The sequence below is a fragment of the Streptomyces arenae genome (assembly GCF_022343545.1).
Classification (GTDB): domain Bacteria; phylum Actinomycetota; class Actinomycetes; order Streptomycetales; family Streptomycetaceae; genus Streptomyces; species Streptomyces humi.
In genome coordinates this window covers 50,499-75,354 of record NZ_JAKQYH010000090.1, presented here as the reverse complement: position 1 = coordinate 75,354, position 24,856 = coordinate 50,499, and the positions used below count along the sequence as shown (strand labels likewise).

General features: G+C 70.5%; 31 protein-coding genes and 1 pseudogene. 10 read left to right on the top strand and 22 right to left on the bottom strand.

Features of this window, described 5'->3' with window-relative positions; translation table 11 throughout:
- Positions 1-213 precede the first annotated feature (213 nt).
- The 3 genes from MB828_RS42385 to MB828_RS42375 form a co-directional block, all read right to left on the bottom strand.
- Entirely contained in the window at positions 214-1,086 is an 873-nt protein-coding gene (locus MB828_RS42385; protein WP_301652809.1) for a winged helix-turn-helix domain-containing protein, read from the bottom strand.
- Between the two features lie 313 nt (positions 1,087-1,399).
- Positions 1,400-2,113 (bottom strand): HAD family hydrolase, encoded by a 714-nt coding sequence (locus MB828_RS42380; RefSeq protein WP_301652808.1) that lies wholly within the window; start codon positions 2,111-2,113, stop codon positions 1,400-1,402.
- Between the two features lie 29 nt (positions 2,114-2,142).
- A complete protein-coding gene (locus MB828_RS42375; RefSeq protein WP_133026759.1) occupies positions 2,143-3,012 on the bottom strand; it encodes a FadR/GntR family transcriptional regulator in 870 nt (289 codons plus the stop codon).
- Between the two features lie 143 nt (positions 3,013-3,155).
- Between MB828_RS42375 and MB828_RS42370 the strand changes: the two genes are divergently transcribed.
- Positions 3,156-3,347, top strand: a complete 192-nt coding sequence (locus MB828_RS42370) for a hypothetical protein (RefSeq protein ID WP_046732048.1) — start codon at positions 3,156-3,158, stop codon at positions 3,345-3,347.
- Positions 3,348-3,380: 33 nt separating this feature from the next.
- Here MB828_RS42370 and MB828_RS42365 read toward each other — a convergent pair whose 3' ends face one another.
- The 3 genes from MB828_RS42365 to MB828_RS42355 all read right to left on the bottom strand — a co-directional run bounded on the left by MB828_RS42365 (position 3,381) and on the right by MB828_RS42355 (position 6,647).
- Positions 3,381-4,295 (bottom strand): GntR family transcriptional regulator, encoded by a 915-nt coding sequence (locus MB828_RS42365; RefSeq protein ID WP_301652807.1) that lies wholly within the window; start codon positions 4,293-4,295, stop codon positions 3,381-3,383.
- Between the two features lie 365 nt (positions 4,296-4,660).
- Positions 4,661-5,905 carry a GNAT family N-acetyltransferase gene (locus MB828_RS42360; protein ID WP_301652806.1) on the bottom strand — a complete coding sequence of 415 codons (1,245 nt, stop codon included), beginning with the start codon at positions 5,903-5,905 and terminating at the stop codon, positions 4,661-4,663.
- 148 nt (positions 5,906-6,053) lie between these two features.
- Entirely contained in the window at positions 6,054-6,647 is a 594-nt protein-coding gene (locus tag MB828_RS42355; RefSeq protein WP_133026762.1) for an aerial mycelium formation protein, read from the bottom strand.
- 158 nt (positions 6,648-6,805) lie between these two features.
- On the opposite strand from MB828_RS42355, the gene dtd reads away from it, so the two are divergent.
- Complete coding sequence (gene dtd / locus MB828_RS42350) at positions 6,806-7,231, top strand: D-aminoacyl-tRNA deacylase (protein ID WP_046732065.1); 426 nt, start codon at positions 6,806-6,808, stop codon at positions 7,229-7,231.
- Between the two features lie 33 nt (positions 7,232-7,264).
- Here dtd and MB828_RS42345 read toward each other — a convergent pair whose 3' ends face one another.
- The 6 genes from MB828_RS42345 to MB828_RS42320 all read right to left on the bottom strand — a co-directional run bounded on the left by MB828_RS42345 (position 7,265) and on the right by MB828_RS42320 (position 12,033).
- The gene (locus MB828_RS42345) at positions 7,265-8,230 is read right to left on the bottom strand and encodes a YgfZ/GcvT domain-containing protein (RefSeq protein WP_133026763.1); all 966 of its coding nucleotides are present in this window, start codon (positions 8,228-8,230) and stop codon (positions 7,265-7,267) included.
- A gap of 10 nt (positions 8,231-8,240) precedes the next feature.
- Complete coding sequence (locus MB828_RS42340; protein WP_133026764.1) at positions 8,241-8,702, bottom strand: Fur family transcriptional regulator; 462 nt, start codon at positions 8,700-8,702, stop codon at positions 8,241-8,243.
- Positions 8,703-8,755: 53 nt separating this feature from the next.
- Positions 8,756-9,331 (bottom strand): FABP family protein, encoded by a 576-nt coding sequence (locus MB828_RS42335; protein ID WP_132892078.1) that lies wholly within the window; start codon positions 9,329-9,331, stop codon positions 8,756-8,758.
- Between the two features lie 217 nt (positions 9,332-9,548).
- Positions 9,549-10,406, bottom strand: a complete 858-nt coding sequence (locus MB828_RS42330; RefSeq protein WP_301652805.1) for a hypothetical protein — start codon at positions 10,404-10,406, stop codon at positions 9,549-9,551.
- Positions 10,403-11,281: a hypothetical protein gene (locus tag MB828_RS42325; RefSeq protein WP_301652804.1), complete on the bottom strand. Its 879-nt coding sequence runs from the start codon at positions 11,279-11,281 to the stop codon at positions 10,403-10,405. Before MB828_RS42325 ends, MB828_RS42330 begins: the two co-directional genes overlap by 4 nt.
- Positions 11,278-12,033 (bottom strand): hypothetical protein, encoded by a 756-nt coding sequence (locus MB828_RS42320; protein WP_301652803.1) that lies wholly within the window; start codon positions 12,031-12,033, stop codon positions 11,278-11,280. The genes MB828_RS42325 and MB828_RS42320 overlap by 4 nt, the downstream gene beginning before the upstream one ends.
- Before the next feature lie 221 nt (positions 12,034-12,254).
- On the opposite strand from MB828_RS42320, the pseudogene MB828_RS42315 reads away from it, so the two are divergent.
- Positions 12,255-12,506: pseudogene (locus MB828_RS42315) on the top strand (hypothetical protein); the annotation flags it as partial.
- Here the strand turns inward: MB828_RS42315 and MB828_RS42310 are convergent.
- Both MB828_RS42310 and MB828_RS42305 read right to left on the bottom strand, forming a co-directional pair.
- Positions 12,437-12,637 (bottom strand): DUF397 domain-containing protein, encoded by a 201-nt coding sequence (locus tag MB828_RS42310; RefSeq protein WP_430381509.1) that lies wholly within the window; start codon positions 12,635-12,637, stop codon positions 12,437-12,439. The pseudogene MB828_RS42315 and the gene MB828_RS42310 sit on opposite strands and share 70 nt — an antisense overlap.
- Positions 12,619-13,461: a helix-turn-helix domain-containing protein gene (locus tag MB828_RS42305; protein ID WP_133026772.1), complete on the bottom strand. Its 843-nt coding sequence runs from the start codon at positions 13,459-13,461 to the stop codon at positions 12,619-12,621. The genes MB828_RS42310 and MB828_RS42305 overlap by 19 nt, the downstream gene beginning before the upstream one ends.
- 174 nt (positions 13,462-13,635) lie before the next feature.
- Between MB828_RS42305 and MB828_RS42300 the strand changes: the two genes are divergently transcribed.
- Together MB828_RS42300 and MB828_RS42295 are read left to right on the top strand one after the other, a co-directional pair.
- The gene (locus tag MB828_RS42300; RefSeq protein WP_133026773.1) at positions 13,636-14,010 is read left to right on the top strand and encodes a hypothetical protein; all 375 of its coding nucleotides are present in this window, start codon (positions 13,636-13,638) and stop codon (positions 14,008-14,010) included.
- Positions 14,011-14,037: 27 nt separating this feature from the next.
- A complete protein-coding gene (locus MB828_RS42295) occupies positions 14,038-14,400 on the top strand; it encodes a DsrE family protein (RefSeq protein WP_301652802.1) in 363 nt (120 codons plus the stop codon).
- Between the two features lie 16 nt (positions 14,401-14,416).
- Here MB828_RS42295 and MB828_RS42290 read toward each other — a convergent pair whose 3' ends face one another.
- Positions 14,417-14,821, bottom strand: coding sequence for a winged helix-turn-helix transcriptional regulator (locus MB828_RS42290; protein ID WP_133026775.1), 405 nt, complete (start codon positions 14,819-14,821; stop codon positions 14,417-14,419).
- A gap of 109 nt (positions 14,822-14,930) precedes the next feature.
- Here MB828_RS42290 and MB828_RS42285 point away from each other — a divergent pair, with 109 nt between their 5' ends.
- Positions 14,931-15,776, top strand: coding sequence for an SDR family oxidoreductase (locus tag MB828_RS42285; protein WP_301652801.1), 846 nt, complete (start codon positions 14,931-14,933; stop codon positions 15,774-15,776).
- Positions 15,777-15,801: 25 nt separating this feature from the next.
- Here the strand turns inward: MB828_RS42285 and MB828_RS42280 are convergent, their stop codons facing one another.
- The 7 genes from MB828_RS42280 to MB828_RS42250 form a co-directional block, all read right to left on the bottom strand.
- Entirely contained in the window at positions 15,802-16,065 is a 264-nt protein-coding gene (locus tag MB828_RS42280; protein WP_133026777.1) for a DUF3099 domain-containing protein, read from the bottom strand.
- A gap of 93 nt (positions 16,066-16,158) precedes the next feature.
- Complete coding sequence (locus MB828_RS42275) at positions 16,159-16,446, bottom strand: DUF1416 domain-containing protein (protein ID WP_133026778.1); 288 nt, start codon at positions 16,444-16,446, stop codon at positions 16,159-16,161.
- Between the two features lie 63 nt (positions 16,447-16,509).
- Positions 16,510-17,349, bottom strand: coding sequence for a sulfurtransferase (locus MB828_RS42270; protein WP_301652800.1), 840 nt, complete (start codon positions 17,347-17,349; stop codon positions 16,510-16,512).
- 415 nt (positions 17,350-17,764) lie between these two features.
- Positions 17,765-18,502, bottom strand: coding sequence for an LmeA family phospholipid-binding protein (locus MB828_RS42265; RefSeq protein WP_301652799.1), 738 nt, complete (start codon positions 18,500-18,502; stop codon positions 17,765-17,767).
- 255 nt (positions 18,503-18,757) lie between these two features.
- Positions 18,758-19,846, bottom strand: coding sequence for a hypothetical protein (locus tag MB828_RS42260; RefSeq protein ID WP_301652798.1), 1,089 nt, complete (start codon positions 19,844-19,846; stop codon positions 18,758-18,760).
- A gap of 9 nt (positions 19,847-19,855) precedes the next feature.
- Positions 19,856-20,110 (bottom strand): MoaD/ThiS family protein, encoded by a 255-nt coding sequence (locus tag MB828_RS42255; protein ID WP_046732515.1) that lies wholly within the window; start codon positions 20,108-20,110, stop codon positions 19,856-19,858.
- Between the two features lie 37 nt (positions 20,111-20,147).
- Entirely contained in the window at positions 20,148-20,984 is an 837-nt protein-coding gene (locus tag MB828_RS42250; protein WP_301652797.1) for an alpha/beta hydrolase, read from the bottom strand.
- 179 nt (positions 20,985-21,163) lie between these two features.
- Between MB828_RS42250 and MB828_RS42245 the strand changes: the two genes are divergently transcribed.
- The 4 genes from MB828_RS42245 (at position 21,164) to MB828_RS42230 (ending at position 24,764) form a co-directional block, all read left to right on the top strand.
- Positions 21,164-21,952, top strand: coding sequence for a response regulator transcription factor (locus tag MB828_RS42245; RefSeq protein WP_301652796.1), 789 nt, complete (start codon positions 21,164-21,166; stop codon positions 21,950-21,952).
- A 108-nt stretch (positions 21,953-22,060) separates the two neighbouring features.
- Positions 22,061-23,083 (top strand): LacI family DNA-binding transcriptional regulator, encoded by a 1,023-nt coding sequence (locus MB828_RS42240; protein WP_301652795.1) that lies wholly within the window; start codon positions 22,061-22,063, stop codon positions 23,081-23,083.
- A 273-nt stretch (positions 23,084-23,356) separates the two neighbouring features.
- Positions 23,357-24,496 (top strand): S1C family serine protease, encoded by a 1,140-nt coding sequence (locus MB828_RS42235; RefSeq protein ID WP_301652794.1) that lies wholly within the window; start codon positions 23,357-23,359, stop codon positions 24,494-24,496.
- 37 nt (positions 24,497-24,533) lie between these two features.
- Positions 24,534-24,764 (top strand): hypothetical protein, encoded by a 231-nt coding sequence (locus tag MB828_RS42230; protein WP_046732834.1) that lies wholly within the window; start codon positions 24,534-24,536, stop codon positions 24,762-24,764.
- Positions 24,765-24,856: the final 92 nt, after the last annotated feature.

Genomic DNA, 24,856 nt, shown 5'->3' with positions numbered 1-24,856 from the left:
GGGAAACGGTATTGCCAGGTGACGCACGACACGACTGGAGGGGCGACGGAGTAACCCTGTCGAGTGAAGGGTCGATCACTTGTTTGGTCACCCATTGATGCGGTCGTCCGCGACTGGCTCTTTTGGCCACCCACTCATACGCACGCAACCGAGCGGTTGCTCAGACGGTTTCGCACTCTAGCGCAGCGGAGACCCCTCCGGATCACACGGACGCTACGACTGGAAGGCGAGCAGGTTCCAGACCGACTCGAACCATCTGGTCGCGTTGGCGACGAAGGCGGAGCCGGCCGAGCCGGGATCCGCGTCCCGGACGTGATGGGTGAGGGTCGCTCCGAGGCCCAGTACGTCCACGGCCTCCACCTCGGTGCCGTCCTCCAGGATCACCGTGCGCAGGATCGGCTCGTAGAAGCCGTGCAGGACCTCGTCGTGGTTGATGACGTAGAGCTTGAACGTCGGGGCGAGTTCGGTGTGCCGGATCTCCAGGTCGACCGACGGCACCAGGTTCTCGGTACGGAGCTGTTCCAGGACGGTGCGCAGGGAGCCGGTGTGCGTCCGGGTGATGGTGTGCAGTCGCCCCAACAGCCGTGGATCGCCGGGGGCGTCCTTGTCCCGCGGGTAGGGCATGGCGAGCGTCTCGGCCGGCAGGATCATGCGCAGGGTGATCTTCCGGGGAGCGATGATGCGGGCCCGGATCCGCTCGGCCTGGACCCGGATGTGCGCGTCCAGGCTCTCCGAGGTCAAGGTAGCGATGTCCAGGGCGACTTCGTCGCGTTCGAAGGCCTCGCCGATGAGCGGGCCCAGGGTCATGGGGTGGCGGGAGCGGGTGGCCCGGGGGGCGGAGGACTGGATGTGCTGGCGCCGTACGACCCGGGAGCCCTTGCCCTGGCGGGACTCGATCCAGCCTTCCGAACGCAGGATGCGAAGCGCCCGCTGCACGGTGTCGCGGGACACCCCGAACTCCGACGCGAGGGACTCCTGGGACGGCAGGTAGGAGTTCAGCGGGTAGTCGCCGTCGGAGATCCGGAGCCGGAGCTCCGCCGACACCCGCTGGACCACACCTCCGCCCTCTTTCACCTGTCCGGTCACATCCGGTACGTACCTCTCGGCGACCCGCGGCAAACGACTTCGAGTCAGGCAAGCAGTCAGCCAACTGCGCAGGTTACTGGATCTAGTTGACTGGGAATTCTCGCTAAGACCAGTCAAGTTCTCAGTCAACTGGTCGACTTGAACGGTTGGCCGATCTCGTCGGTGCGAGGGGGGTGGGAAGTCGTGACTGTCCATGTGTTCGGGGTCGACGTGGGGATCGATCTCAGTCAACTGGTCTTCTGGGCGGCGGGTTTGATCGCGCCCTTGACGGCATGGGTCCGCAGGCGCAGGCGCCGGGTACGGGAGACGCCGCCTACGGTCGCAGCAGTGCCAGCAGGGGTTCCAGGGAGGCGACGACGTGGGCCGCGCCCGCTTCGGTCAGGAGCTTGGCCTTCCGTTCGTTACGCGCGTAGCCGAGGAACGGCACCCCGGCGCCGCGTGCCGCCTCCAGGTCCGTGGGTGAGTCGCCGATCATCAGGGCCGCGTCGGGGGCGGCGCCCATCGCGCTGAGGGCGCGGTTGAGGCAGTGCGGGTCCGGTTTGAGGCGGTGCAGGTCCTGGGTGCGGCCGTAGATGTGCGGGGCGAAGCAGGAAGTCAGGTCGCGGTCGTCGAGGTAGGCGCGGACCACCCGGGGGGAGTTGTTGGTGGTGACCGCCATGCGCGCGCCGAGTGCCCGCCAGGTCTGTATCAGGACGTCCGCGTACTGCGTCGGCATCGCCGTCGCCGTCGCCCGCAGTTCCTCCTTGGTGAGACGTTCCTCCAGCTCCGCGACCAGGTCGCTGCCGGGGTGCCGGCGGTCCACGGCGCGCAGCACCAGGTGCGGGTCGAGGGAGTCGCGCTCGGTGTCCGTGACCAGGCCGCGCAGGCCCCGGCTCGCCAGCCACGCCACCAGGCCGTCGGCGACCCGTTCCGCCGAGTGGCCCGCGAACAGACGGCAGATCGGCCCGTCGAAGTCCCATAGGACGACACGGGCGCTTCTGATCAGTTCCGTGAGTTCCTCGGTCGCGTTCTCGCTCTTGGCCGTCACCGGTTCAGTCTGCGTCGTATCAGAAGTCACTAGGAGAGTGTCAGGTCCGTGGTGATGGTTTCCCAGAGGGCGTCGAACCACATCTGGGATTGGTCCACGAACGCGGCGTCGCGGTGGCCGGCCCGTTTCTCGAAGGAGAAGAGCAGGGACTCCGAGCCCACGGCGTCGTACATGTCGAGCATGCCGGCCTCGGTCTGTTCCTCGCGGCGCGTGACCATGTAGTACGCGAAGAGCGCCTCGGCCTCGTTGAGCAGATAGAGCTTGACCGGCGGGGTGAACGGCAGGGCGCGGAAGGTGACGTTCACGTCGATCTTGTGGGTGGAGCGCAGTCCCTGGAGGTTGTACTGGAGCACCTGGCCCTGGGCGTTGCGCATGCCGAGCCAGCGGGTGTGGACGGTGTCGTCGTCGCCGTCGACCGCCGTCGGGAAGGCGAGCGGGATGTCCCGGCTGGGCAGCAGTACGCGGACGTCGATGCGCTCGGGGCGGATCCGGCCCTCGTGGATCATGCGCAGCGGCTCGGCGAGCGCCGGCAGCAGGCTCTGGGCGGTGAGGCAGGCCGCGTCGATGCGGACGTGCGGGGCGGTGAACGCCTCGGTCATGCGGGGCCCGAGGCCCACCATCGTCGGCTGCGGTTCGTCGAGTGCCGTGGACGGCGGCTCGGCGATGCGCGGCGGGCTGCCCTTGCTGACGTTGGTCAGCAGCCCGTCGTCCTGGAGCACCCGTACGGCCTGGCGCACGGCGCCGCGCTCCACGCCGAACTCCTCGGCCAGCTCGGCCTGGGTGGGCAGGCGGTCGCCCACCTTGAGGTCGCCCGTGCGGATGCGCTCCCGCAGGGTCTCGGCGATCTCCTGTGGTGTGCTGCCGGTGTTCACTGCCACGTTCTCCTGGGTCACGACCAAACGCTACAACTTTGATCCATCTAGTGGGAGTTGTTTGAAGATTGGTTATAAGTTACAGCCAACTGGGGACAACATAATCAGAGTTGGTTACCAACTTTCCGAGTTGGTGGAAGCTCCCGCTTCCCGACGATGGGGGAACCGACATGCCCGCCGCCCTCGCTCTTCTCTCCGCCGTGTTCGTCCTCGGCTTCGAACAGATCGTCCAGTCGAAGTACGGTGCCACTGGCATTATCGGTCTGCTGTTGCTCACCGTGGGCATCAAGGCCAAGAGTCCGGCGTTCAGCTCCGCCGGCGCGGTCCTGCTCGCCCTGGTGCTCGCCGGGCCCGCCCTGTAGGTCCCGGAGGGGCGGGCCGCGGGCTCGGTGGGGTCAGGCGGTCAGCTCCAGTTCCGAACTGATCGTCTCCCACAGGGCGTCGAACCAGAGGGTGGACTGCTCCACGAACTTGGTGTCCCGCAGGCCGGTGCCCCGTTCGAAGGCGAACAGCATCGACTGCGTGCCCTCGGTGTCGTACGTCTCCAGGTGCTCGTGGCCGATCTCCCGCTCGTGGCGCCCCAGCGTGTAGTACGCGAACAGCGCCTCTTCCCCGTTGAGCAGGTACAGCTTGACCGGCGGGGTGAAGGGCAGCGCCCGGAAGGTGACGCGCACGTCGATGCCGTGCGTGGCGCGCAGCGCCAGCAGGTTGTGCCGCAGCACCTGCCCCTGCGCGTTGCGCTGGGCCAGCCAGCGGTTGTGCACCGCGCCCTCGGCCGAGGCGTCCACCGCCGTCGGGAACGCGAGGTCGATGTTCCGGCTGGGCAGCAGCACCCGGACGTCGATCTTGGCCGGTTTCAGTAGCCCGGCGTGGATGAACCGCAACGGCTCGCCGAGGGCGAGGTTGAGGGAGACCGAGGTCAGGCAGAGCGCGTCGATCCTCACGTGCGGCACCGCGAACGCCGCTTCTATCCGGGGCGTGAGGCCGACCATGGTGGGCAGCGGCGGCGCCACCGACCCCAGGGCGTGCTCCGCCGGGCCCAGACCCCTGGCCACGGTCGCCGGGCTGCCCTTCGTCACGTTCGTGAGCAGGTGCTCCGACTGCAGGATGCGCAGGGCCTGCCGGACCGCCCCGCGCTCGACCCCGAACTCGTCGGCCAGCTTGGCCTGCGTGGGCATGCGTTCGCCCGGCCGCAGCACCCCGGACCTGATCCGGGTGCGCAGCGCGTCGGCCACCTCGCGATGTGACGCCAGAGGCGTCTGTGACCTCTTCCGTCCATTGGCGGAGGCGTGTTCGGGGTCCACAGACAAACGGTACAACTTCCCGCCATCTTTAGGCAGTTCGCGGGAAGGTGGTTATGAGTCGCTTCCAAGCGGAGATAAGTACTGTGGAGTTGGTCACCAACTCTTACAACATGGTCAAACTTCCTCGTCGGTTGGCCGAGCGGGTTCCCTTCCGGAGGGGAGCCGGGAGCCCGGTCACCCAGGGCGGCCGGCGGGGCGCACGACCAGCACAGTCACAACTGAACACCGACAACCGAAGACCGCAGGACCCGCACAGCCACAACTTCACAGCTCGAAAAGCTCAGGCGGCTCAGGCAGCTCGCTACGGATGAGCAGGACAGCCACAACCGAACAAGGTGATTCAGGCACCGTCGCCGAGAGGAAGGGGACCGCTAGAAGATGTCCGGGCACCACGGCCGCCCGGATGTGCGCAGCAGGGCGTCGGCCTCCCGGGCGGCGCCCACTCGCTCTTCCTGGACCCGGCCGAGCGCGTGCAGTCGCGCGACGGTCTGGTCACCGAGCCAGACGCTCGCCAGCTCGGCGATGCCGAGGGCGAGGTCGGGGGTGTCGGTGGTCGGGGAGCAGGACGCGCCTTCGGGGGAGGCGTCCAGCCGGAACCGGCCGCCGGCCAGCCCCTGCCGGTCCGCCACCGCCAGCACCAGCGACCCCGTCGCGTCGTACGTCCGCGCCTCCAGGGCCCGTACGACGTCCAGGATCCGCACCCACAGCCAGTCGGCCTGGGTGGTGATCCGCGCGGCGCGCGGGTCGGGGAGGTAGTGCGGCAGCAGGTCGTCCGGCGACCGCCAGCCGCTCGTCACGGTGGTGATCCAGTCGATCGAGCACAGGTAGTGCCACAGCGCGCGCTCCGCCGCCGGGGTGGCGCCGAGCAGCCAGTTCACCTTCGCCGTGTTGTACGGCTGCTTGTCGTGCCAGTTGTCGTCCGACTCGTACGACACCATGCCCTCGACCTCGCCGGACGCGGAGCGGTACACCGCGTAGAAGGGCTCGGTCCAGTCGTCGCCGAAGCGGACGGCCCCGGTGTTCACCCGCCACCACAGCCAGTCCCGGCTGACCGCGCCCGGCGTGCCGCGGCGGACGCGTTCGTGCAGTTCGGGGCCGAGCTTGCGGATGTCCTCGCCGTCGACGAGGTCGATACGGCCGCCGTCCTCGGGGCGCGACCAGCGGGGGTCCAGGCCGGTGCGCGGGACCTCGACCCTCCACTCCGTCAGGGTGGTCGCCGGGCCGAAGCCGTAGCGGCCGTAGATCGGGTACTCCGCGGCGATCAGCGTCGCGACGACGTCTCCGCGGTCCTTGGCCGCGGCGAGGTCCTGGCTCATCATGCGGGTGAGCAGGCCGCGGCGGCGGTGGGTGGGGCTGACCGTGACGTTCGATATGGCGTCGGCGGGGACGGGGGCACCGCCGACCGCCGTGAGTTCCTGTGCGAAGGAGCGGAACGTGGCCACGCAGCGGGGGCCGTCGAAGGCGCCCAGGAGTCTGCCCGGTACGAACTGCCTTCGGCGGGCGTCGAGTTGGTCGTCCGTGAGGGTGGGCTGGGTCAGGAAGCCGGTCTTCAGTGCGCGGTGCCAGTCGGCGAGCTCGGGTTCGGTTATGGGGCGGACTTCGACGGGGTCGGTCATGCGTTCACGGTAGGTGTTCGACAGGGGTGGTGCTGAGTGATTTTCGGGTGCCCGCCGACGGGGGCTTGTCGCGCAGTTCCTCCCCCAGCCTTCGGCCGGGGGGGACCCCCAGCGCCCCTTCCGGGGCGCCATCACGGGGGGTTCGGTGTTACGTCAGTAGGTCGTCGACCTGGGCCTCGCCGTCTCGGTAGCGCCTGGTGATCTCTCCGCTGGAGTCGTCCGCCGTGCGTTGCAGGTGCTGCCTTCGGCGGGACACCTCCTGTTCGTAGCGGATCAGGCGGCCCATCGCCGTGGTGAGTTCCGGGTCCGTGCGGGCCTGGAGGTCGGAGAGTTCGACCTCGGCCAGCATCTCGGCGGCCAGCCGGCCGTACTCCTCGTTGTGCGGGGTGCCCAGGGTGACGTGGCGGGCCGAGGAGCGGTGGCGGGCCGGGGCGTCCGTGAGGATCTCCGGGAGGCGGTCGACCACGGAGGCCGCGCCCGCCGGGGAGCGGCGGGCCAGTTCCGCGCGCAGGATGTCGATACGGCCCTGGAGCAGCCGCCGCACATAGCTGAGGTCCGCCTCGTCGCGCACGGCGTCCCGGCGCAGGACACGCAGCTCGGGCAGGCTCAGGCGGGTCAGGTCGTGCTCCGGCGGCTCCGCGGGCAGCTCGATGCCCTCGGAGCGCTGTGCGGGCGGCCGGGGCAGGCTCGGCACGCCCTGCGCGCCCTGCACCTTCAGTCGCCCGGTACTCGGTGTGCTCATACGCCTCTACCGTCCCCTCGACCGGTGTGTGGAAGCATGGTGCCACCCCAAGTGGCCGCTATGTGACCGAGTGCCCCCGAACGGCCGCAGATGGGGCCTTAAGGATCAATAATGCACCCGCTGTGGCGGCCGGACGGGCGCCGGGCATGATGGTGGCCATGCGAGCGGTGGTTCAGCGGGTGGACGGTGCCAGTGTCGTCGTGGACGGCGAGACGGTGGGCGCGATCGAGGGCGAGGGACTGTGTGTGCTCGTGGGGGTGACGCACACGGACACCAAGGAGAAGGCGGCCCAACTGGCGCGGAAACTCTGGTCCGTCCGGATGCTCGCGGACGAGAAGTCGTGCAGTGACGTCGCCGCGCCGTTGCTCGTGATCAGCCAGTTCACCCTGTACGGGGACGCGCGCAAGGGGCGGCGGCCGACCTGGAACGCGGCCGCCCCCGGGGACGTCGCCGAGCCGCTGGTGGACGAGGTGGTCGCGCAGCTGCGGTCGCTCGGCGCGACCGTGGCGACCGGCCGGTTCGGCGCGCAGATGCGGGTGTCGCTGACCAACGACGGACCGTTCACCGTCCTGCTGGAGATGTGAGCCCCCCTCGAAAGGGGGGCGCGGTGCCGTGCCCTACGGCTCGACGATCACTTCCTGCGCCGCCGCGGTCTCCCCGGCGACCAGCCGGGCGTCGGCCGGGACGTTGCGCTTGACCAACGCCAGGGCCACCGGCCCCAGTTCGAAGTGGCGTACGGACGTGGTCACGAAGCCGATCTTCCGGCCGTCCTCGCCCTCGTCGGCGACGCGGATCTCGGTGCCGGGCGGCGGCAGGTGCACCTCGCTGCCGTCGAGGTGCAGGAAGACCAGGCGGCGCGGCGGCTTGCCGAGGTTCTGCACCCGGGCGACGGTCTCCTGACCCCGGTAGCAGCCCTTCTGCAGATGCACGGCGGTGCCGATCCAGCCCAGCTCGTGCGGGATGGTGCGGTGGTCGGTCTCGAAGCCGAGCCGGGGCCGGTGGTGCTCGACACGCAGCGCCTCGTAGGCGAGCAGCCCGGCGGCCGGACCGGCCTTCGCGGCGAACGCCTCCAGCTCCGCCCGGGGCAGGAAGAGGTCACGGCCGTACGCCGTCTCGCGTACGACGGCACCGTCCGGGGCCTCGGCGATGGAACCGGCCGGGAGGTGGACGACCGCGAAGTCCGCGGTGCGGTCGGCGACCTCGACCCGGTAGAAGAACTTCATCGACTCCAGGTAGGCGATCAGCGCCTCCTCGGTGCCGGGCTCGACATGGGCCCAGACCGTGGTGCCGTCGTCGACCAGGTACAGCGCGTGTTCGATGTGGCCGTGCGCGGAGAGGATCAGGGCCTCGGTGGCCTCGCCGGTGGGCAGCTCGCTGACGTGCTGGGTGAGCAGCAGGTGCAGCCAGCTCAGCCGGTCCTCGCCGGTGACCGTGACGACCCCGCGGTGGGACAGGTCGACGAAACCGGTGCCGTCGGCGAGGGCGCGCTGCTCACGGAACAGGTCGCCGTAGTGGGCGGCGACGCCTTCGTCCACGCCCTCGGCGGGCACCGCACCGGGCAGGGACAGCAGGGGGCTCTTCATATGACTAAGCCTACGACTCGGTAATTGAAGTCCGGACGGTCGCGGTCCTGGCCGTCTTCTGCACGCAGTCCTGGCAGCGCCCGAAGATCGCGAAGTGCTTCATGTCCGTCTCGAAGCCGAACTCGCGCCGCAGCTTGGCGGTGAACTCGGCGGCCACCGCCACATCGGCCTCGATCACGTTCTCGCAGTCCCGGCAGACCAGGTGGATGTGGTGGTGCCGGTCGGCGAGGTGGTAGGTCGGCGCCCCGTGCCCGAGATGGGCGTGGCTGACCAGGCCCAGCTCCTCCAGGAGCTCCAGGGTCCGGTAGACCGTGGAGATGTTGACCCCCGACGCGGTCTTCCGCACCTCGCCGAGGATGTCGTCGGGGGTCGCGTGCTCAAGGGTGTCCACGGCTTCGAGCACGAGTTGCCGCTGCGGCGTCAGCCGGTAGCCGCGCTGCCTGAGGTCGCTCTTCCAGTCGGTGCTCACCACACCGAAAGTCTAGAACCTCTCGCAAACTCCGGGGCCACCAGCAGACCCCGGATCTACTTGAAGAACGCGATGCCGTCGTCCGGCATGTCGTCGGGGAGGGCCTTGGCCCAGCGTTCGACGTCCTCCGGGGTGACGACCTTCTTCAGGTGGGCCGACATGTAGGGGCGGAGTTCGACCTCGGGGGTCTGCTTCTCGCCGACCCACATCAGGTCGCTCTTGACGTAGCCGTACAGGCGCTTGCCGCCGGTGTAGGGCGCGGAGGCGGCGGTGCGGGCCACGGCGTCCGTCACGAGGTCGATCTGGGGCTTCTTGTCGGCCATCTCGCCGTACCAGATCTCGATCACGCCGTCGTCGCGGGTCATCGTGACCTCGACCCTGCGGTCGGCGTCGATGCGCCAGAAGCCGTGCTCCGTCTCCAGCGGGCGGACCTTGTTCCCGTCGTTGTCCAGCACCCAGGTCTGGGAGTGGTACTCCAGGAAGTCCCGGCCGTCGTGGCCGAAGGTGACCTCCTGGCCGAAGTTGCACTTCTCCGAGCCCGGGAAGTCGTGGACGCCCGCGCCGGCCCAGCTGCCCAGCAGGAAGGCGAGCGGGACCAGGTCCTTGTGCAGGTCGGACGGAATCTCGATCATGGCGGCTGTTTCCTAGACGGGTTCCTGGACGGGGTGGTTCAGCGCTGGCCCTGGTACAGCTTCTTCACGGTCAGTCCGGCGAAGGCGATGACGCCGACGCAGACCAGGACCAGCAGGGTTTCGAAGAAGATCTCCACGGGTGCTCCTTGAGCGAGGGTGGGCGTACACAGAGCCGGGGCCCAGCTTACGCGGCCGGGCCCCGGGGCTCTTGGCGAGGTCAGCTCAGCAGCTCGCCCTGGAGGGTGACGGTCTGCTGGAAGGGGACGGCGAGCGCGCTGCCCTTGCGGGACTGCACGATCAGGCCGAGCGTGTCCCCCGCGGCGAGGTACGCCTCCCGCACCTCCTCGGCGCCGTACGGCTTGCTCTCGCGGATCGGGGCGGTGTGCACCCGGTCGAGGTGGGCGGCCACCGGGAAGCCCAGGTCCCGCTCGTACGCGTCGCCGCCGCGCACCGGGTACTTGGGGGCCTCGTACGCCGTGAACTCGTTGCTGAGCATGTGCTCGGCGATCGACGCGGTGTCGAACTGGAGCAGGTAGATGCGGGTGTGGGTGCCGTCGGGGGTGGTCCAGCCGCGGGCCGTGATGTGCCGCAGCCCGTTGTCGGTGAGCTTCTGGCCCACCTCCGTGCGGTCCGCCGGGTGCGCGAACTCCTGGAGGAAGGTCTTCGTCGGCAGCCAGCCGTCGGTCCCCTTGAGCGCCGGGTCCACGGTGGCGCCACCCGGCGCGGGCAGCACGAGTTTCCGCAGGTCGGCGTAGTGGGCGCCGGCCCGGTTGCGGAGGTCGTCGTTCGGTCCCGGGCTGCCGGCCGGCAGCGGCGGCTTCACCAGCGTGGGGTAGTCCCAGCGGCCGTCGGAGTGGGTGGCGAGCCCGGGTACGTCGGTGCGGTCGAGCAGGGTGACGCCGTACGCCGTCCCGGACCCGGCGACCGCGAAGACGACGACCGCGGCGGCCCAGCGGAGCGTGGCCCGCAGCCGCCGCCGGTCCTTCTTCGGGGGCTCGGGCGGCACCTCGGGCAGTGGCGGCACCGGGATCTCCACGGCCACCGGTGTGGCCTGCTCCGGCTCGTTGACGGTCATACCGATGCCCCCGGGTCCTTGATGCGGTCGAGCTGTGCGCGGAGCATGTCCGCGGCGCTCCGCTGGTTCAGCGGCTTGGCCGCGGTGGCCGTGGCGGTGACCAGGACGTCGCCGACGTAGCCGGAGCAGTACATGAGGTCCAGCGTCTCCGCCGAGCCGGACGACACCAGGAAGCACGCGGTCGAGTTCTCGTACCCCTTGATCGCGGGGCCCTTGCGCAGCAGCTTCAGCGCGTCGAGGTACCCCTCCTGCTGCCGTGCCAGGGAACGGACCGTGCCCCGGCTGCCGAGCTGCGCCAGCACGATCCGCATGGTGTACGTGTTGGCGTACGGCACCTCCGTGTTCACGTAGCTGCGCATCGCCATGCCCTTGACCGGGTTGCGGTCGAACTGCCGTTGCAGGTCCCGCTGCTGGGAGCGGGGCAGGTCCTTGACCGACTCCGCGCGCAGCAGTTCCGCCTCCCGGCCGGACAGCGCGGCGTCCGACCCGAACTGGGCCATGTCCGGGCCGCGCCCGTAGGAGTCGTCGTACGGCAGCAGCATCCCCTGGAGCCCGGGGCCGGCGGCCGGTTTCGTCTGCTTGACGGCCTTGGGCAGGCTCCAGACGGGGGCGCCGGGGTCGCGGTCCGCGCCGCGGACGGTGACGACGGTGTACGCGGCACCCGCGAGAACGGCCGCGATCAGCACGCCGACACTGGCGACGGCGGCGACACGACGGCGGCCCCGTGGCTTCCCGCCGCCCTCGAGCAGATCAGCGGGAGCGGCGGCCGCGAAGGTGACTTCAGCGGGAGTGGCGGGCGTGGTGGTGGGAGTGGCGGGAGCGGTGGTGGGCTCCGGCGGTGCGGGGTTCTGCGGGGTTTCCGGGTGCTCGCTCACAGCTGCTCCATCTGCCGCTTCGCCAGATCCATGACCTTCGCCTTCGGGATCGGCTTCATGTCGTAGATCCAGATCTCCATGGCGATGTCCCCGCGCCACGCGTGCGCCTCCGCCGAGTACAGGCTCACGCCGTAGCCCGTGTCGGGCTTGTGGTGGACGTACGCCATGCCGTCGCCGGTGCCGGGTATCGGCCAGCCGTCGGTGTCGTGGTCGTCCGGCGGCTGGGCGTTGTCGTAAGCGGCGTCCGCGTCGTCGGCGGCCTGCGTGCCGCGCTCCGTCTCGCGGTACTGGACCAGCCGGATCTCCACGCTGTACGTGCTGCCCTCACGCCAGTCGGCGACGGCCACCCGGCGCAGCTCGTCCTCCTCGGCCAGCCTGCGGAAGGCGTTGTCCGGGCTCTGGAAGTCCTCCGCGTACGCGGCCAGGTCCATCCAGCCGTCGTTGCCCGCCTCGATCAGCGCCTTGCGCGCCCCGGCGGGCTTGCGCAGCAGCAGCTTGCGCAGATCACCGTCGGTCTTGACCTTCCGGTCCTGGGCCGCCGACAGCGGTTCGGGACCGGCGCCCTTCGCCTGCGCGAGGGACGGCTGGGAGAGCGACGGCAGGGCGGTGGGCGCGCGGTCGGCCTGGACGAGGTAGCCGACGCAGGTGCCCGCGACGACGCCGAGCACGGCGGCGGTGGCGATCAGGGCAGCCGTACGGCCTCGTACGCGTCTCGCGGGCGGTGCCTCGGGTGGCGCTTCTGGTGTCTCCAAGGGTTCCCCCTGTGCGAACGGAGGCGCGGGTTCCTCGATCCGCGCTGCACAGGAGACTCATGGCCCGATCACTGAGTTGTACAGCGATTAATCACGATCAGGACACCGTCGCGAGCCCGCAGGTCACCGCCGCCACGACCAGCAGGCCTGCGTTCAGAGCGAGTTGGCGGTCCCCCATCCGCACATGAACCCTGATCGCGCCGAGTTACGACGGCGAGGTGGAATGCCGGCAGGCGGTGCTGTGGAACGGCACGGTCGGCATGACCCTGGCGGGCCACGACCCCGGCGACGGGCTCGTGGTGGTACCGGTGAGCGACATGGCGCCGAGCCGGGTGGTGCTGGCCTGGCGGGAAGGCGACGGAAACCCCCTGCTGCGTTCGTTCACACAGGTGGCGGCGGCCGCCTACCGGCCCTGCTTGACCCCGTCCACGAAGGCAGCCCAGGCCGAGGCCTCGAAGAGCAGGGTCCCGTAGGAGGGGGCTTTGCTGTCACGGACGGGGATGTGGGAAGGGAGACCGGCGGCGGCTTCGAGGCACTGGCCGCCGTCCGAGTTGCTGTAGCTGCTCTTACGCCAGGTCACGTTGGTCAAGTCGATGGCTCGCACGGCACTTCCTCCAGCATCCGCAAGATGAACGTCCGCGACTCAGCGGGGCTCAGCGCCAGGTCACGTACGGCATCATAAGTGCGGTGCAGGTGCTCAACCCTGCTTGTTTCCTCGACCAGTTCGCCCCGTACGTCGTTTTCCGCGTAGGCCACCGCACGGCCGTCCGGCAGCCGCAGGAACATCACGTCGGTGCTCGCCAGGCCGTGCAGGCCGGTACCGAACGGCAGCACATGCAGCGTGATGTTCGGGCGCCCTCCCGCTGCCGCCAAGTACCGCAGTTGTTCGTGCCATTCCCCCGGGTCACGAAGCGAGTTACGCAGCACGGCCTCCGAGAGAATGACGCGAAACGGCGGGGCGTCGTCGCCTTCCAGCACCGCCTGTCGTCCGATGCGCGCGACGACCTGCTGCTCAAGTTCCTCGTCCTTCAGGCCGCCCGCCGCCAGTACCTCCCGCACATACGCCGGCGTCTGAAGCATCCCCGGTGGGCGGCTCACGGCGTAGTGCCACAGGCTGGTCGCCTCCGCCTCCAGCACCATGTACCGCCGGTACTGCTCCTTGAACTGCGACGGGTCACCGACCGCCAGCTCCCACAGGGCCAGCAATAAGCCGGGTGTCCCGTAGTACTGGTCCAGCGCCTCCACGACCTCCGGGCTGCCCAGGCTCCGTCCGCTCTCCATCTTTCCGAAGTTGGACGCGTCCCAGCCCAGTTCGCCGGCCAGTTCCCGCAGGCTCACGCCCCGTTCCGCCCGCAGCAGCCGCAGTTCCTCCGCGAACCGCTGCCGCGGCTCCTGGCTTCGGCCCGTCACCACCCGCCTCTGCGGCATCGCTCCCCTCCCACACCACATGGAATTTATGGAATTAGCGCCGCCAGACGGGGAAGAACCGCACCTCATCGGCGTGCCTACCCCGCTCCCGGGCCATGCTCGTAGCAGCCTCGATACGCAGAGTAGTCCAACTCTCGCATTTCGTATAGATGTTGGACGAAAGGAGCAAATGCCATGGAGCCCGGAACCCTGCTCTACGACGCCGCCACCGACCAGGTCGGCGAGTACCGGGACCGGTCGGGGCCGTACGCGATACTGCGCCCCGTCGGCGGCGGCAGAGAGTGGGAGGCGGATCCCGCGACGCTACGGCCCGCCACCGACAGGGAGCGGATCAGCGCCGGCGTACGCGCGGCGAACGACCGTACCTGGTCCGTACCACCGGACCCGGAGGACCTCAGCCGGCCACCCCGGCCGGTACCCGGCTGCGCCGAGTGCGCGGAGCTGGGCGACCGGCGGGAGAACGCGCTCGTCGCGTACGACCACAGCGCGGCCGTCGACGCGAACGTCCTGCTGCGCCAGCACCAGCGCGCCGGTACGTGCCGTACGTGACCGCGGCCGCCGGATTACGCTGCGGGCATGGCTAAGAAGCTCGTGATCAAGGTGACGGCCGGGGCGGACGCCCCCGAGCGGTGCTCGCAGGCGTTCACGGTGGCGGCGGTGGCGGTGGCCAGCGGCGTCGAGGTGTCGCTGTGGCTGACCGGGGAGTCCGCGTGGTTCGCGCTGCCGGGGCGGGCGGCCGAGTTCGAGCTGCCGCACGCCGCGCCGCTGCCCGACCTGGTCGACTCGGTCCTGGCGGGCGGCACCCTCACCCTGTGCACCCAGTGCGCGGCCCGCCGGGACATCACGGAGAAGGACGTGATCGAGGGCGTACGGATCGCCGGCGCGCAGGTGTTCGTGCAGGAGGCGATGGCCGAGGGCACGCAGGCGCTCGTCTACTAGGGACGCGGGGGCGGCGCTACGAGCGGGGGCCGCCCGCGTCGTCGTAGCGCTGCCGGGCCTGCTCGACCTGGCCGAGGTTGGTGCCGGCCCAGTCGGCGAGGTGGGCGAAGAGCGGGGCGAGGGTGGTGCCGAGTTCGCTGATCTCGTACTCGACGCGGGGCGGCACCTCGGGGTGGTAGGTGCGCACGACCAGGCCGTCCCGCTCCAGCTGGCGCAGGCGCTGGGTGAGCACCTTCGGGGTGATGCCCGTGATGCGCCGCTCCAGCTCCACGAAACGCTGGCGGCCGAAGGCGTGCAGCGACCAGAGGACCGGTGTGGTCCAGCGGCTGAACACGATGTCCACGACCGGGGAGATCGGGCAGGCCAGCTCGGGGTCGGTCACCACGTCGGGCGTCGGTCGGCGTCGCGTTCCGGCAGCCATGGCCACCACACCCCTCTGAGGTAGTCACTTTCCTCTAGGTACCTACTATACCGACGCTGTTAGCGTCCCCGTCATCGCTGAAGACACCGGGAGAACACGGGAGTTGAGCATGATCGTGGTGACGGGTGCGACCGGGAACGTCGGGCGGTCGCTGGTGCGGACCCTGGCGGAGGCCGGGGAGCGGGTGACGGCGGTCTCGCGGGGCACGGCCCCGGTGGAGCTGCCGGACGGGGTGGTGCACCGGCGCGGGGATCTGGCCGAGCCGGAGAGCCTGCGGGCCGCCTTCGAGGGTGCCGAGGCGCTGTTCCTGCACGACGGCGGCACGGGCGGGCACGGCCTCGACGCGCGGGCCGTGCTGGACCTGGCGCGGGAGGCCGGGGTGCGACGGGTGGTGCTGCTCTCCTCGCAGGGCGTGGTGACCAGGCCGGACTCGCCCTCGCACGGCGGGCTGATGCGTGCGGTCGAGGAGGCGGTGCGCGCCTCGGACCTGGGCTGGACGATCCTGCGGCCCGGCGGTTTCGCCTCCAACGCCTTCGCCTGGGCGGAGTCGGTGCGCGCCGAGCGCACCGTGGCCGCGCCGTTCGGGGACGTCGGGCTGCCCGTCGTCGATCCGGCGGACATCGGCGAGGTGGCCGCCACGGCCCTGCGCAAGGACGAGCACACCGGCAGGGTCTACGAGCTGAACGGGCCGGCGGCCGTCACACCCCGGCAGCAGGCCGCGGCGATCGGGGCGGCCCTCGGTGAGCCGGTGCGGTTCGTGGAGCTGAGCCGGGCGGCGGCGCGGGCGCGGATGGCCGCCTTCATGCCGGAGCCGGTGCTGGAGACGACGCTGGCCGTGCTCGGTGCGCCCACCGCGGCCGAGCTCCGGCTCAGCCCGGACGTGGCCGCGGTGCTGGGCCGCCCGCCCCGGACCTTCGCCGAGTGGGCCCGGCGCAACGCGGCCGCGTTCCGGTAGGCGCCCGGCCTCCGCGAGGACCGCCTCAGGACCGAGGGGGCTTCTTGCCGTCCAGCTCGTCCCACCACTCGTCGGACTCGGGATCGCCGGACGGGTCGTCCCACCAGCGGTCGTCGGGACCGCGACGGTTCGCGACCATCGCGGCGACCGGAGGGATGACCATGGCCACCACGCACATCCCCACCGCGGCGGGCACGGACCAGATGCGCACGACCCCCCACGCCAGGACGAAGAGCCCGATGCAGATCCCCATCATGACGAAGTAGACACGACGCCGGCGAGCGAGCATGACTCCAGAGTAGGTCCGGCGCCCCGACACGGCGCAGGGGCCGTATCCCCGGGTACAGACCCGTGGATACGGCCCCTGGCCGTGGTCCTGCTCTCAGACCGCGATCGCGACCTCGGCGAGGCCGCCCTGCTGGGCGACGACCGTGCGGTCGGCGGTACCGCCGGGAACGAGGGCGCGGACGGTCCAGGTTCCCTCCGCCGCGTAGAAGCGGAACTGTCCGGTGGCGGAGGTCGGCACCTCCGCGGTGAACTCGCCGGTCGAGTCCAGGAGGCGGACGTAACCCACCACCGGCTCGCCGTCGCGGGTCACCTGGCCCTGGATCGTGGTCTCACCGGGCTTGATCGTCGAGGTGTCCGGGCCGCCGGCCTTCGCTCCACACATGCGTTACTCCTGTTGAGGTCTTGAAAGGTCGGTCTGAGGGGGCTTGCGGGGCTGGCGCGTGGCCTACTTGTTGGCGCCGAGCTCGATCGGGACGCCGACGAGGCTGCCGTACTCGGTCCAGGAGCCGTCGTAGTTCTTGACGTTCTCGACACCGAGCAGCTCGTGCAGGACGAACCAGGTCAGGGCCGAGCGCTCACCGATACGGCAGTACGCGATGGTGTCCTTGGCGAGGTCCACCTGCTCCTCGGCGTAGAGCTCCTTGAGCTCGTCGTCCGACTTGAAGGTGCCGTCGTCGTTGGCGTTCTTCGACCACGGGATGTTGCGGGCGGACGGGACGTGACCCGGACGCTGCGACTGCTCCTGCGGCAGGTGGGCCGGGGCGAGCAGCTTGCCGGAGAACTCGTCGGGGGACCGCACGTCGACGAGGTTCTGCGAGCCGATGGCCGCCACGACGTCGTCGCGGAAGGCACGGATCGCGGTGTTCTGCGGCTTGGCGGTGTAGGTGGTCTCCGGGCGCTCCGGGACCTCCTCGACCAGCTCGCGGGCGTCCAGCTCCCACTTCTTGCGGCCGCCGTCGAGGAGCTTGACGTTCTCGTGGCCGTACAGCTTGAAGTACCAGTAGGCGTAGGACGCGAACCAGTTGTTGTTGCCGCCGTAGAGGATCACCAGCGTGTCGTTGGCGATGCCCTTCGCCGACAGGAGCTTCTCGAAGCCCTCCTGGTCGATGAAGTCGCGGCGGACCGGGTCCTGAAGGTCCTTGGTCCAGTCGATGCGGATCGCGTTGCGGATGTGGTTCTTGTCGTAGGCGGACGTGTCTTCGTCCACCTCCACGATCGCGATCTCCGGGTTGTCCAGGTTCTCCTGGACCCAGTCGGCGTCGACCAGGACGTCGCTGCGGCTCATGCTCTTCTCTCCTCCGGGGCAGTTGCGGCGGGATGTGGCGAGTGCGGGTGGTGCGCGGCGGGGCGCACGGATGCCCTCGGCATGGGAGGGCAGGGGGATGCGGAGGCAGCGGCCTCCACGTCAGAAGGGGCGACAGAGCATGGCGGCGACGCGGCACAGGTCGACTGCCCGCCGCTTCGTGAGATCCGCCTGTCGCTTCATAAGGCCCGATCGTAGGGACGGATAACCGGGCATGTCACCGGCATGTCGCATGTTGAGACACGATCGTCCGAATTGTGGAACGGTACGGCCGTCCGGGTGCCCGCCGAAGGGCCCACGGAGGCCCGCGCCGGTCGTCACATCTGCGGTACGGACATGACCGTCTCGCCAGCTGGACGGACGTGGCCGGCCGCCCGGGGCGCCGCCGTGGCGCTTCCTACCCGGCCAGCTTGACGTTCGAACCCTTCACCGCGATCTTCACACCGTCCTGCACAGCCTCCACCTTGTCCAGCCGGACACCGCCGGGGAGCTGGTCGATCGCCTGCTGGAAGTCGGAGGCCTGCCGGAAGCGGTTCTCCACGAGGGTGACACCGGCGAGCTTGGGGAGGTTGTCGGCGTGCACCTCCACGGAGTTGTCCTTCACCGTGACCGAGCTGAGGACGGGCACCTTCTGGTGGGCGCCGATGCCGGGGACGGTGAGGTCGAGGGTGACCTTGATCTTGCCGTTGCCGCCGTCGGCGAGACCGACGACCCTGCCGGTGAAGCCGAGGCCGAGGTCGGTGGGCTGGGTGTCCACGTTCTTCAGCAGCTCGCTGTAGGAGATCAGCGCGCTGCCGGTGGCGGTGCGGGCGGTGGCGGAGCTGTAGTCGCCGGTGAAGCTGACGTCCTTCATGTCGGCGGTCAGGTCCTCGATGCGGATGGTCTTGCCGGCGGTGCCGGTGGCCGCGTCGTAGTCCTTGATGCCGACCTCGACGTCGTCCAGGGTGCCGCTCGCGACCTGGGTGAGGAACGGGAAGCCCTTGATGGAGACGTCGGGGTTGCTCGCCAGGTCCTGCGTCGTCTTCAGCTTGCCTGCGGCCTCGCTCTCCGCGAAGTGCACGGCGACGCGGTCGACGACCACGAAGAGGATGCCGAGGATCACGACGACGATCAGGAGTATTCGCAGGGCGCGCATGTGGTGGGGTCCCCAGGGTCGACGAAGCCGGCAGTTCCCTCTCGCCTGCCCACGCTAGCCCTGCGAGAACGGGGGCACCGGGGATTGTCGACCACCTGTGACAGTGGGGGGACCGAGGTCGCATGTCGGCTGCGGGCCGGTGGGGGCTTGTCGCGCAGTTCCCCGCGCCCCTTAAAAACAGGGCGTCGGCGTGAGCGCCCCTTCAGGGGCGCGGGGAACTCCGCGAGCAACCCCCACGCACCCGCGGCCGGGATGTCAGTGCAGGATCCAGATCGCCGGGGCCGCTGCCGTCAGCGGCAGGGCCACGCCTGCTGTGAAGTGGACGAAGCGCGACGGGTAGTCGTAGCTCGCCGCCCGGTGGCCGACGAGGGCGCAGACCCCCGCCGCCGCCCCGATCAGCGCACCCCTCGTACCGACGCCCGTCATACCGCCCACCGCGATACCCGCACCGGCCGCCGCGAGCAGCGCGACCACCACCGACGCCGGGGTCGGCAGCGGCAGCGCCCTCGCGAGGACCGCCACCGCGACCGCCGCCGCGCCCACCGACACGGTGTCCGGGTCCGCGCCCAGGTAACCCGTCGCGATGATCGCCAGCGCGGAGGACGCGACCGTGGCCATCAGGCCGTACATACGGGTGTCGGGGTCCGCGTGCGAGCGGAGCTGGAGGACCAGGGTGAGCAGGACCCAGACGCCCAGCGGGCCGAGGATCGCCGCCGGCGCCTGCTCGCGGCCCGCGACGAGCACCGTCACGTCCGCCGTCACACCGCCGAGGAAGGCCAGGGCGATGCCCTGCCGGGCGGGCCACATGCCGTTCAGCCGGAACCAGCCGGCGGCCGTGACCGCCTGGAGGATCACGAGGGGGACGACCAGCGCGTACGAGGAGACCGGCGCCGTCGCCGCCAGCAGCAGGCCGAGCAGCGCGGTGAGCAGCGCCGGCTGCATGCCCGGCTCGATGATCGGCGAGCGGCCCTCCAGCCGGGCCCGCTGCGCGTCCGTGACGCGCGCGTTGCCGGCGACGGTCGCGGGACCGTAGCCCTGGCCGGACTCGGCGGGCGCGGCCGCGGACGCGGCGGCGGGGGCGGCGGCGGGGGCCGGCTGAGCGGCGTACGCCTGCGGCTGCTGCGGCTGTTCCGTGACGTACGGCCGTTCGTAGGACTGCGGCGGCATGTACGCCGTCTCCGCGGCCGCCGGCACCGGGGCGTGCGTCTGCGTCTCCCAGGTCTGGCCCTGCCACTGCTGAGTGGCGTACTGCTGCTCGTCGTATCCCCACTGCTGGGGCCCCGGTTGCTGCTGGGGCTGGGGCTGCTGGTACGGGTCGTAGCCCTCGTACGGCTGGTTGCTCATCGCTCTCGCTCACCCTCCTGCGAACGGCGGGAGCACCTCGACCGTGCCGCCCTCGGCCAGCCGTACCGTCTCATGCTCGCGCCTGCCCACGGGGTCACCGTCGATGAGGAAGGAGCAACGCCGCAGGACCCGCGCCAGTTCACCGGGGTGTCGCGTGCGCACGGCGGTCAGCGCCGCGGCGAGGGTGTCCGCTTCGTACGGCTCCTCGGCGACACCGGCGGCGGCCTTCGCGGCGGCCCAGTAGCGCACCGTGACCTTGGGCATCGGATTTCCTTCGGGTTCGGCTGTGTACAGGGTCAGGCTAGCCCGCCCGCGCGACCGCCCAGTCGCCGATCCTGGCCAGCAGCCGGTCGTCCGCCGCGTGTTCGGCGTGGCCCATGCCCGGCTCCAGCCAGAGCTCGGCGGCGCCGCCCGCCGCCGCGGCCAGCGTCTGCGGGTGGTCGACGGGGAAGTAGCCGTCGCTGTCGCCGTGCACGACCAGCAGCGGGGTGGGGGCGATCCGCGGCACCGCCTCCACCGGGGACAGCGGCACCGGGTCCCAGTCGCGGTGGTGGATGCGGGTGCGGAAGCCGTAGCGGCCGACCAGCCGGCCCTCGGGCCGGGTGACCATCCAGTGCAGGCGGCGCATGGGGGCGGTGCCCCGGTAGTACCAGCGGGCCGGGGACGAGACCGAGACGACGGCGTCCACCCCGCCGTGCAGCGCCGCGTGCCGCAGCACCACCGAACCGCCCATCGAGAAGCCGACGGTCACCACGCGGGTGTGCCCGAAGCCGCGCGCCCAGGTCACCGCCGCGTCCAGGTCGAGCACCTCGCGGTCGCCGACGGTGGTGCGGCCCCCGGAGCGGCCGTGGCCCCGGAAGGAGAAGCTGACCACCGGGCCGTAACCCGCGAGCGCGGCCACCACCCGTCGTACGTGTGGCCGGTCCACGTCTCCCGTGAAACCGTGGGCCATGACGAACACCAGGTCACGAGAGGGTGGCGGCGAGCTGTCGTATACGACGGAGGCGGGATCGTATACGGAATCGACGGAAACACCGTCGGCGGTGCGCAGAAACGTCCTGATAGGGGTGCTTCTGCTTGTCTCACAGTTCGGACGAACGGCGGAACTGCCCACATGACCTGCCGGACCGTTGCTCATGTGGGCTATTCTGCTGGGCAGAGGACTCGGGCGACGCCGCCACCGGGTCCTTTTGTGCTTTCGGAAGAGCTGTATACGAAACGGGAAACCTCAGGTGACCGTGGACGTACGGGGACTCGGGAGCGCAGCGCAGTGTCATTGCACACAGTCCTCGCAGGGACCGAGGAGGAACCAGACAAATGAGTTCTCTGCTGCTCCTGACCAACGCCCTCCAGCCGTCGACGGAGGTGCTGCCGGCCCTCGGCCTGCTCCTGCACAACGTGCGGGTGGCCCCGGCCGAGGGCCCCGCCCTCGTCGACACCCCGGGCGCCGACGTCATCCTCATCGACGGCCGCCGCGATCTGCCGCAGGTGCGCAGCCTGTGCCAGCTGCTGCGGTCCACCGGCCCCGGCTGTCCGCTGGTCCTGGTCGTCACCGAGGGCGGTCTCGCCGCCGTCACCGCCGACTGGGGCATCGACGACGTACTCCTCGACACGGCGGGCCCCGCCGAGGTCGAGGCGCGGCTGCGGCTCGCCATGGGCCGCCAGCAGATCGTCGCCGACGACTCCCCCATGGAGATCCGCAACGGCGACCTCTCGGTCGACGAGGCGACGTACAGCGCGAAGCTCAAGGGCCGGGTCCTCGACCTCACCTTCAAGGAGTTCGAGCTGCTGAAATACCTGGCCCAGCACCCCGGCCGGGTGTTCACTCGCGCACAGCTGCTCCAGGAGGTCTGGGGGTACGACTACTTCGGGGGCACCCGGACCGTCGACGTGCACGTACGACGGCTGCGCGCCAAGCTCGGCGTCGAGCACGAGTCCCTGATCGGCACCGTCCGGAACGTCGGTTATCGATTCGTTACGCCCGAGAAGGGCGAGCGTGCCGGTGACGAGGCCAAGGCGCGGGAGGCGCGGGCCGACCGCGCAAAGGCGGCGGATGCGGACGCATCGGCCGCTGTGAGCGAGGTCGAGGTGTCCGCGGAGGCGTAGTCCGTCGTCCGGGCGAGGCGTGGCCGTCGCCCGGACGGGGCATTGCTCCCGCAAGCGAAGCACCGATTCGCCCTGCCCAGCGCGGGTCCATCCGCGTAGACTCCGCGCGTGGCCAAGGTGACTCGGGATGATGTGGCGCGGCTGGCGGGAACTTCCACCGCCGTGGTCAGCTATGTCATCAACAACGGACCCCGGCCGGTCGCCCCGGCAACGCGCGAGCGTGTTCTCGCCGCGATCAAGGAACTGGGGTACCGGCCCGACCGGGTCGCCCAGGCGATGGCCTCCCGGCGCACCGACCTCATAGGCCTGATCATCCCGGACGCCCGCCAGCCGTTCTTCGGCGAGATGGCGCACGCGGTCGAGCAGGCCGCCTCCGAGCGCGGAAAAATGGTGCTGGTCGGCAACACCGACTACGTCGCCGAGCGCGAGGTCCACTATCTGCGCGCGTTCCTCGGGATGCGGGTCTCGGGTCTCATCCTCGTCTCCCACGCGCTCAACGACCTGGCCGCCGCCGAGATCGACGCCTGGGACGCCCGGGTGGTGCTGCTGCACGAGCGGCCGGAGGCGATCGACGACGTGGCCGTGGTGACGGACGACCTGGGCGGCGCCCAGCTCGCGGTGCGCCACCTGCTGGAGCACGGCTACGAGTACGTGGCCTGTATGGGCGGTACGGCCGACACCCCGGCCGTCGGCGACCCGGTCTCCGACCACGTCGAGGGCTGGAAGCGGGCGATGGCGGAGGCGGGGCTGCCCACGGAGGGGCGGCTGTTCGAGGCGCCGTACAACCGGTACGACGCGTACAAGGTGGCGCTGGAGGTGCTGGCCGGGCCCGACCGGCCGCCGGCGGTCTTCTGCTCCACCGACGACCAGGCGATCGGTGTGCTGCGGGCGGCGCGGGAGCTGCGGCTCGACGTGCCGGGGGAGCTGGCGGTGGCCGGCTTCGACGACATCAAGGAGGCGGCGCTGGCGGATCCGCCGCTGACGACGATCGCGTCGGACCGGCCGGCGATGGCGCGGGCCGCGGTGGACCTGGTGCTGGACGACGGGCTGCGGGTGGCCGGCTCCCGGCGGGAGCGCCTGAAGACGTTCCCCTCCCGACTGGTGATACGCGGCTCCTGCGGCTGCGGGTAGCAGTTCGGCCGCGGGTGAGTGGGGGCTTGTCGCGCAGTTCCCCGCGCCCCTGAAGGGGCGCTCGCACCGACGCCCTGCTTTCAGGGGCGCGGGGAACTGCGCGAACGGCCCCCACGGGCCGCACTCACAGCGAAACCGAAACCTTCATGAACCGTTTCTGAGAACCCCCCCTCGACCTGCGAGAAGGTTCCTTATATCGGGCAAACGAGCTTCTCGCGGCGTTCTCAGCGGGCACTCAGGCGGCTCTCATGGTCGCGGGACAAGCTTCTTGTCATGACCGAGAGCTTCCGCCGCAGCGGCGAGTACGAGAACCCGCAGGGTCCCCAGGGTGACGCCTACCAGGGCGCGTACCCCCAGCAGCAGCACGCCTCCGCTCCCACCCCCGTGAACCCGGAGTGGCCGCCCCCGCCCGCTCACCAGCCGGCCCAGCCCGCGGAGCCGGTCACCGCGGAGCCGGTCACCGCGGAGCCGGTCACCGCGGCGTTCCCGGCGCAGCCGGACGGCGGCGAGCACTCGGCCCACGCCAAGAAGAAGCGCGCCCGGGGCCCGATGGCCCTGCTCGCCGCGGTCGCGATCGTCGCGGCGGCGGTCGGCGGCGCCACGGCGTACGGTTTCCAGGAGCTGACCGGCAAGAACGAGGTCGTCTCCAGCAGCACCACCACCAACGTGGTCCCCTCCAGCAAGAAGGGCGACGTCGCCGCGATCGCCGCCGCCGTCAGCCCGAGCGTCGTGGAGATCACCGCGACCCTCAGCAACGGCACCTCCACCGGCTCCGGTGTGATCATCACCAGCGGCGGTGAGATCGTCACCAACAACCACGTGATCTCCGGCGCCCAGTCCATCAAGGTGACGACCAGCACCGGCAAGTCGTACACCGCGAAGGTGGTCGGCACCGACAGCGCCAAGGACCTCGCCCTCATCAAGGTGCAGGGCGCTTCCGGCCTCAGCCCCGCCACCCTCGGCAACTCCGCCGGCGTCCAGGTCGGTGACACGGTGGTCGCGATCGGCTCCCCCGAGGGCCTCAGCGGCACGGTCACCAGCGGTATCGTCTCCGCGCTCGACCGGGACGTCACCGTCTCCACCGACGAGGGCCAGGACCAGCAGAGCCAGGGCGGCGGCGACGGCCAGTGGCCGTTCTCCTTCGGCGGCCGCCAGTTCAACGGCGACACCGGTTCGTCCACCACGACCTACAAGGCGATCCAGACCGACGCGTCCCTCAACCCGGGCAACTCCGGCGGCGCGCTGATCGACGCCGGCGGGAACATCATCGGCATCAACTCGGCGATGTACTCGGCCAGTTCGGGCTCCTCCTCGTCCTCGTCGGACGCGGGCAGCGTCGGCCTCGGCTTCGCCATCCCGATCAACACCGTGAAGTCCGACCTGGCCAAGCTGCGGGCCGGTTCCACCAGCTGAACCGCCAGCACCAGCACCAGCACGTAGGGAGTACGTCATGATCAAGCAGGTTTCGCACCAGGTGACCGGCGGCAACGACCCGGCCGGTATCGGTCTGGCCCTCGCGGTGGCGTACGAACTCCACGCCCCGACCGAGGCGACCGCTGCCCCGGCCCCGCGCGCCCCGGAGCTCGTACCGGCCCCCCAGCTGATGGGGCTGCGCACCTCCGCCGCCCGGCCGCACCAGCGCAAGGTGCCGCTGAGCCGCATGACCCTGGTCCGCGGCTGAGCTGCCGCGCACCGGCGCGCATACCCGACAGCCCGGAAACATGCGAGGCTGAGAGGCGTCCCACCGCGAACCACCGCATCCCGACCATCACA

Excerpts from the sequence above, each read along its gene's own strand:
- MB828_RS42230 (WP_046732834.1), top strand. The coding sequence starts at position 24,534 with ATGATCAAGCAGGTTTCGCACCAGGTGACCGGCGGCAACGACCCGGCC.
- MB828_RS42235 (WP_301652794.1), top strand. The coding sequence starts at position 23,357 with ATGACCGAGAGCTTCCGCCGCAGCGGCGAGTACGAGAACCCGCAGGGT.
- MB828_RS42245 (WP_301652796.1), top strand. The coding sequence starts at position 21,164 with ATGAGTTCTCTGCTGCTCCTGACCAACGCCCTCCAGCCGTCGACGGAG.
- MB828_RS42285 (WP_301652801.1), top strand. The coding sequence starts at position 14,931 with ATGATCGTGGTGACGGGTGCGACCGGGAACGTCGGGCGGTCGCTGGTG.
- MB828_RS42295 (WP_301652802.1), top strand. The coding sequence starts at position 14,038 with ATGGCTAAGAAGCTCGTGATCAAGGTGACGGCCGGGGCGGACGCCCCC.
- MB828_RS42355 (WP_133026762.1), bottom strand. The coding sequence starts at position 6,647 with ATGAGCACACCGAGTACCGGGCGACTGAAGGTGCAGGGCGCGCAGGGC.
- dtd (WP_046732065.1), top strand. The coding sequence starts at position 6,806 with ATGCGAGCGGTGGTTCAGCGGGTGGACGGTGCCAGTGTCGTCGTGGAC.
- MB828_RS42305 (WP_133026772.1), bottom strand. The coding sequence starts at position 13,461 with ATGCCGCAGAGGCGGGTGGTGACGGGCCGAAGCCAGGAGCCGCGGCAG.
- MB828_RS42345 (WP_133026763.1), bottom strand. The coding sequence starts at position 8,230 with ATGAAGAGCCCCCTGCTGTCCCTGCCCGGTGCGGTGCCCGCCGAGGGC.
- MB828_RS42370 (WP_046732048.1), top strand. The coding sequence starts at position 3,156 with ATGCCCGCCGCCCTCGCTCTTCTCTCCGCCGTGTTCGTCCTCGGCTTC.
- MB828_RS42275 (WP_133026778.1), bottom strand. The coding sequence starts at position 16,446 with ATGTGTGGAGCGAAGGCCGGCGGCCCGGACACCTCGACGATCAAGCCC.
- MB828_RS42300 (WP_133026773.1), top strand. The coding sequence starts at position 13,636 with ATGGAGCCCGGAACCCTGCTCTACGACGCCGCCACCGACCAGGTCGGC.
- MB828_RS42335 (WP_132892078.1), bottom strand. The coding sequence starts at position 9,331 with ATGATCGAGATTCCGTCCGACCTGCACAAGGACCTGGTCCCGCTCGCC.
- MB828_RS42270 (WP_301652800.1), bottom strand. The coding sequence starts at position 17,349 with ATGAGCCGCAGCGACGTCCTGGTCGACGCCGACTGGGTCCAGGAGAAC.
- MB828_RS42255 (WP_046732515.1), bottom strand. The coding sequence starts at position 20,110 with ATGCCCAAGGTCACGGTGCGCTACTGGGCCGCCGCGAAGGCCGCCGCC.
- MB828_RS42265 (WP_301652799.1), bottom strand. The coding sequence starts at position 18,502 with ATGCGCGCCCTGCGAATACTCCTGATCGTCGTCGTGATCCTCGGCATC.
- MB828_RS42260 (WP_301652798.1), bottom strand. The coding sequence starts at position 19,846 with ATGAGCAACCAGCCGTACGAGGGCTACGACCCGTACCAGCAGCCCCAG.
- MB828_RS42290 (WP_133026775.1), bottom strand. The coding sequence starts at position 14,821 with ATGGCTGCCGGAACGCGACGCCGACCGACGCCCGACGTGGTGACCGAC.
- MB828_RS42330 (WP_301652805.1), bottom strand. The coding sequence starts at position 10,406 with ATGACCGTCAACGAGCCGGAGCAGGCCACACCGGTGGCCGTGGAGATC.
- MB828_RS42250 (WP_301652797.1), bottom strand. The coding sequence starts at position 20,984 with ATGAGCAACGGTCCGGCAGGTCATGTGGGCAGTTCCGCCGTTCGTCCG.
- MB828_RS42360 (WP_301652806.1), bottom strand. The coding sequence starts at position 5,905 with ATGACCGACCCCGTCGAAGTCCGCCCCATAACCGAACCCGAGCTCGCC.
- MB828_RS42280 (WP_133026777.1), bottom strand. The coding sequence starts at position 16,065 with ATGCTCGCTCGCCGGCGTCGTGTCTACTTCGTCATGATGGGGATCTGC.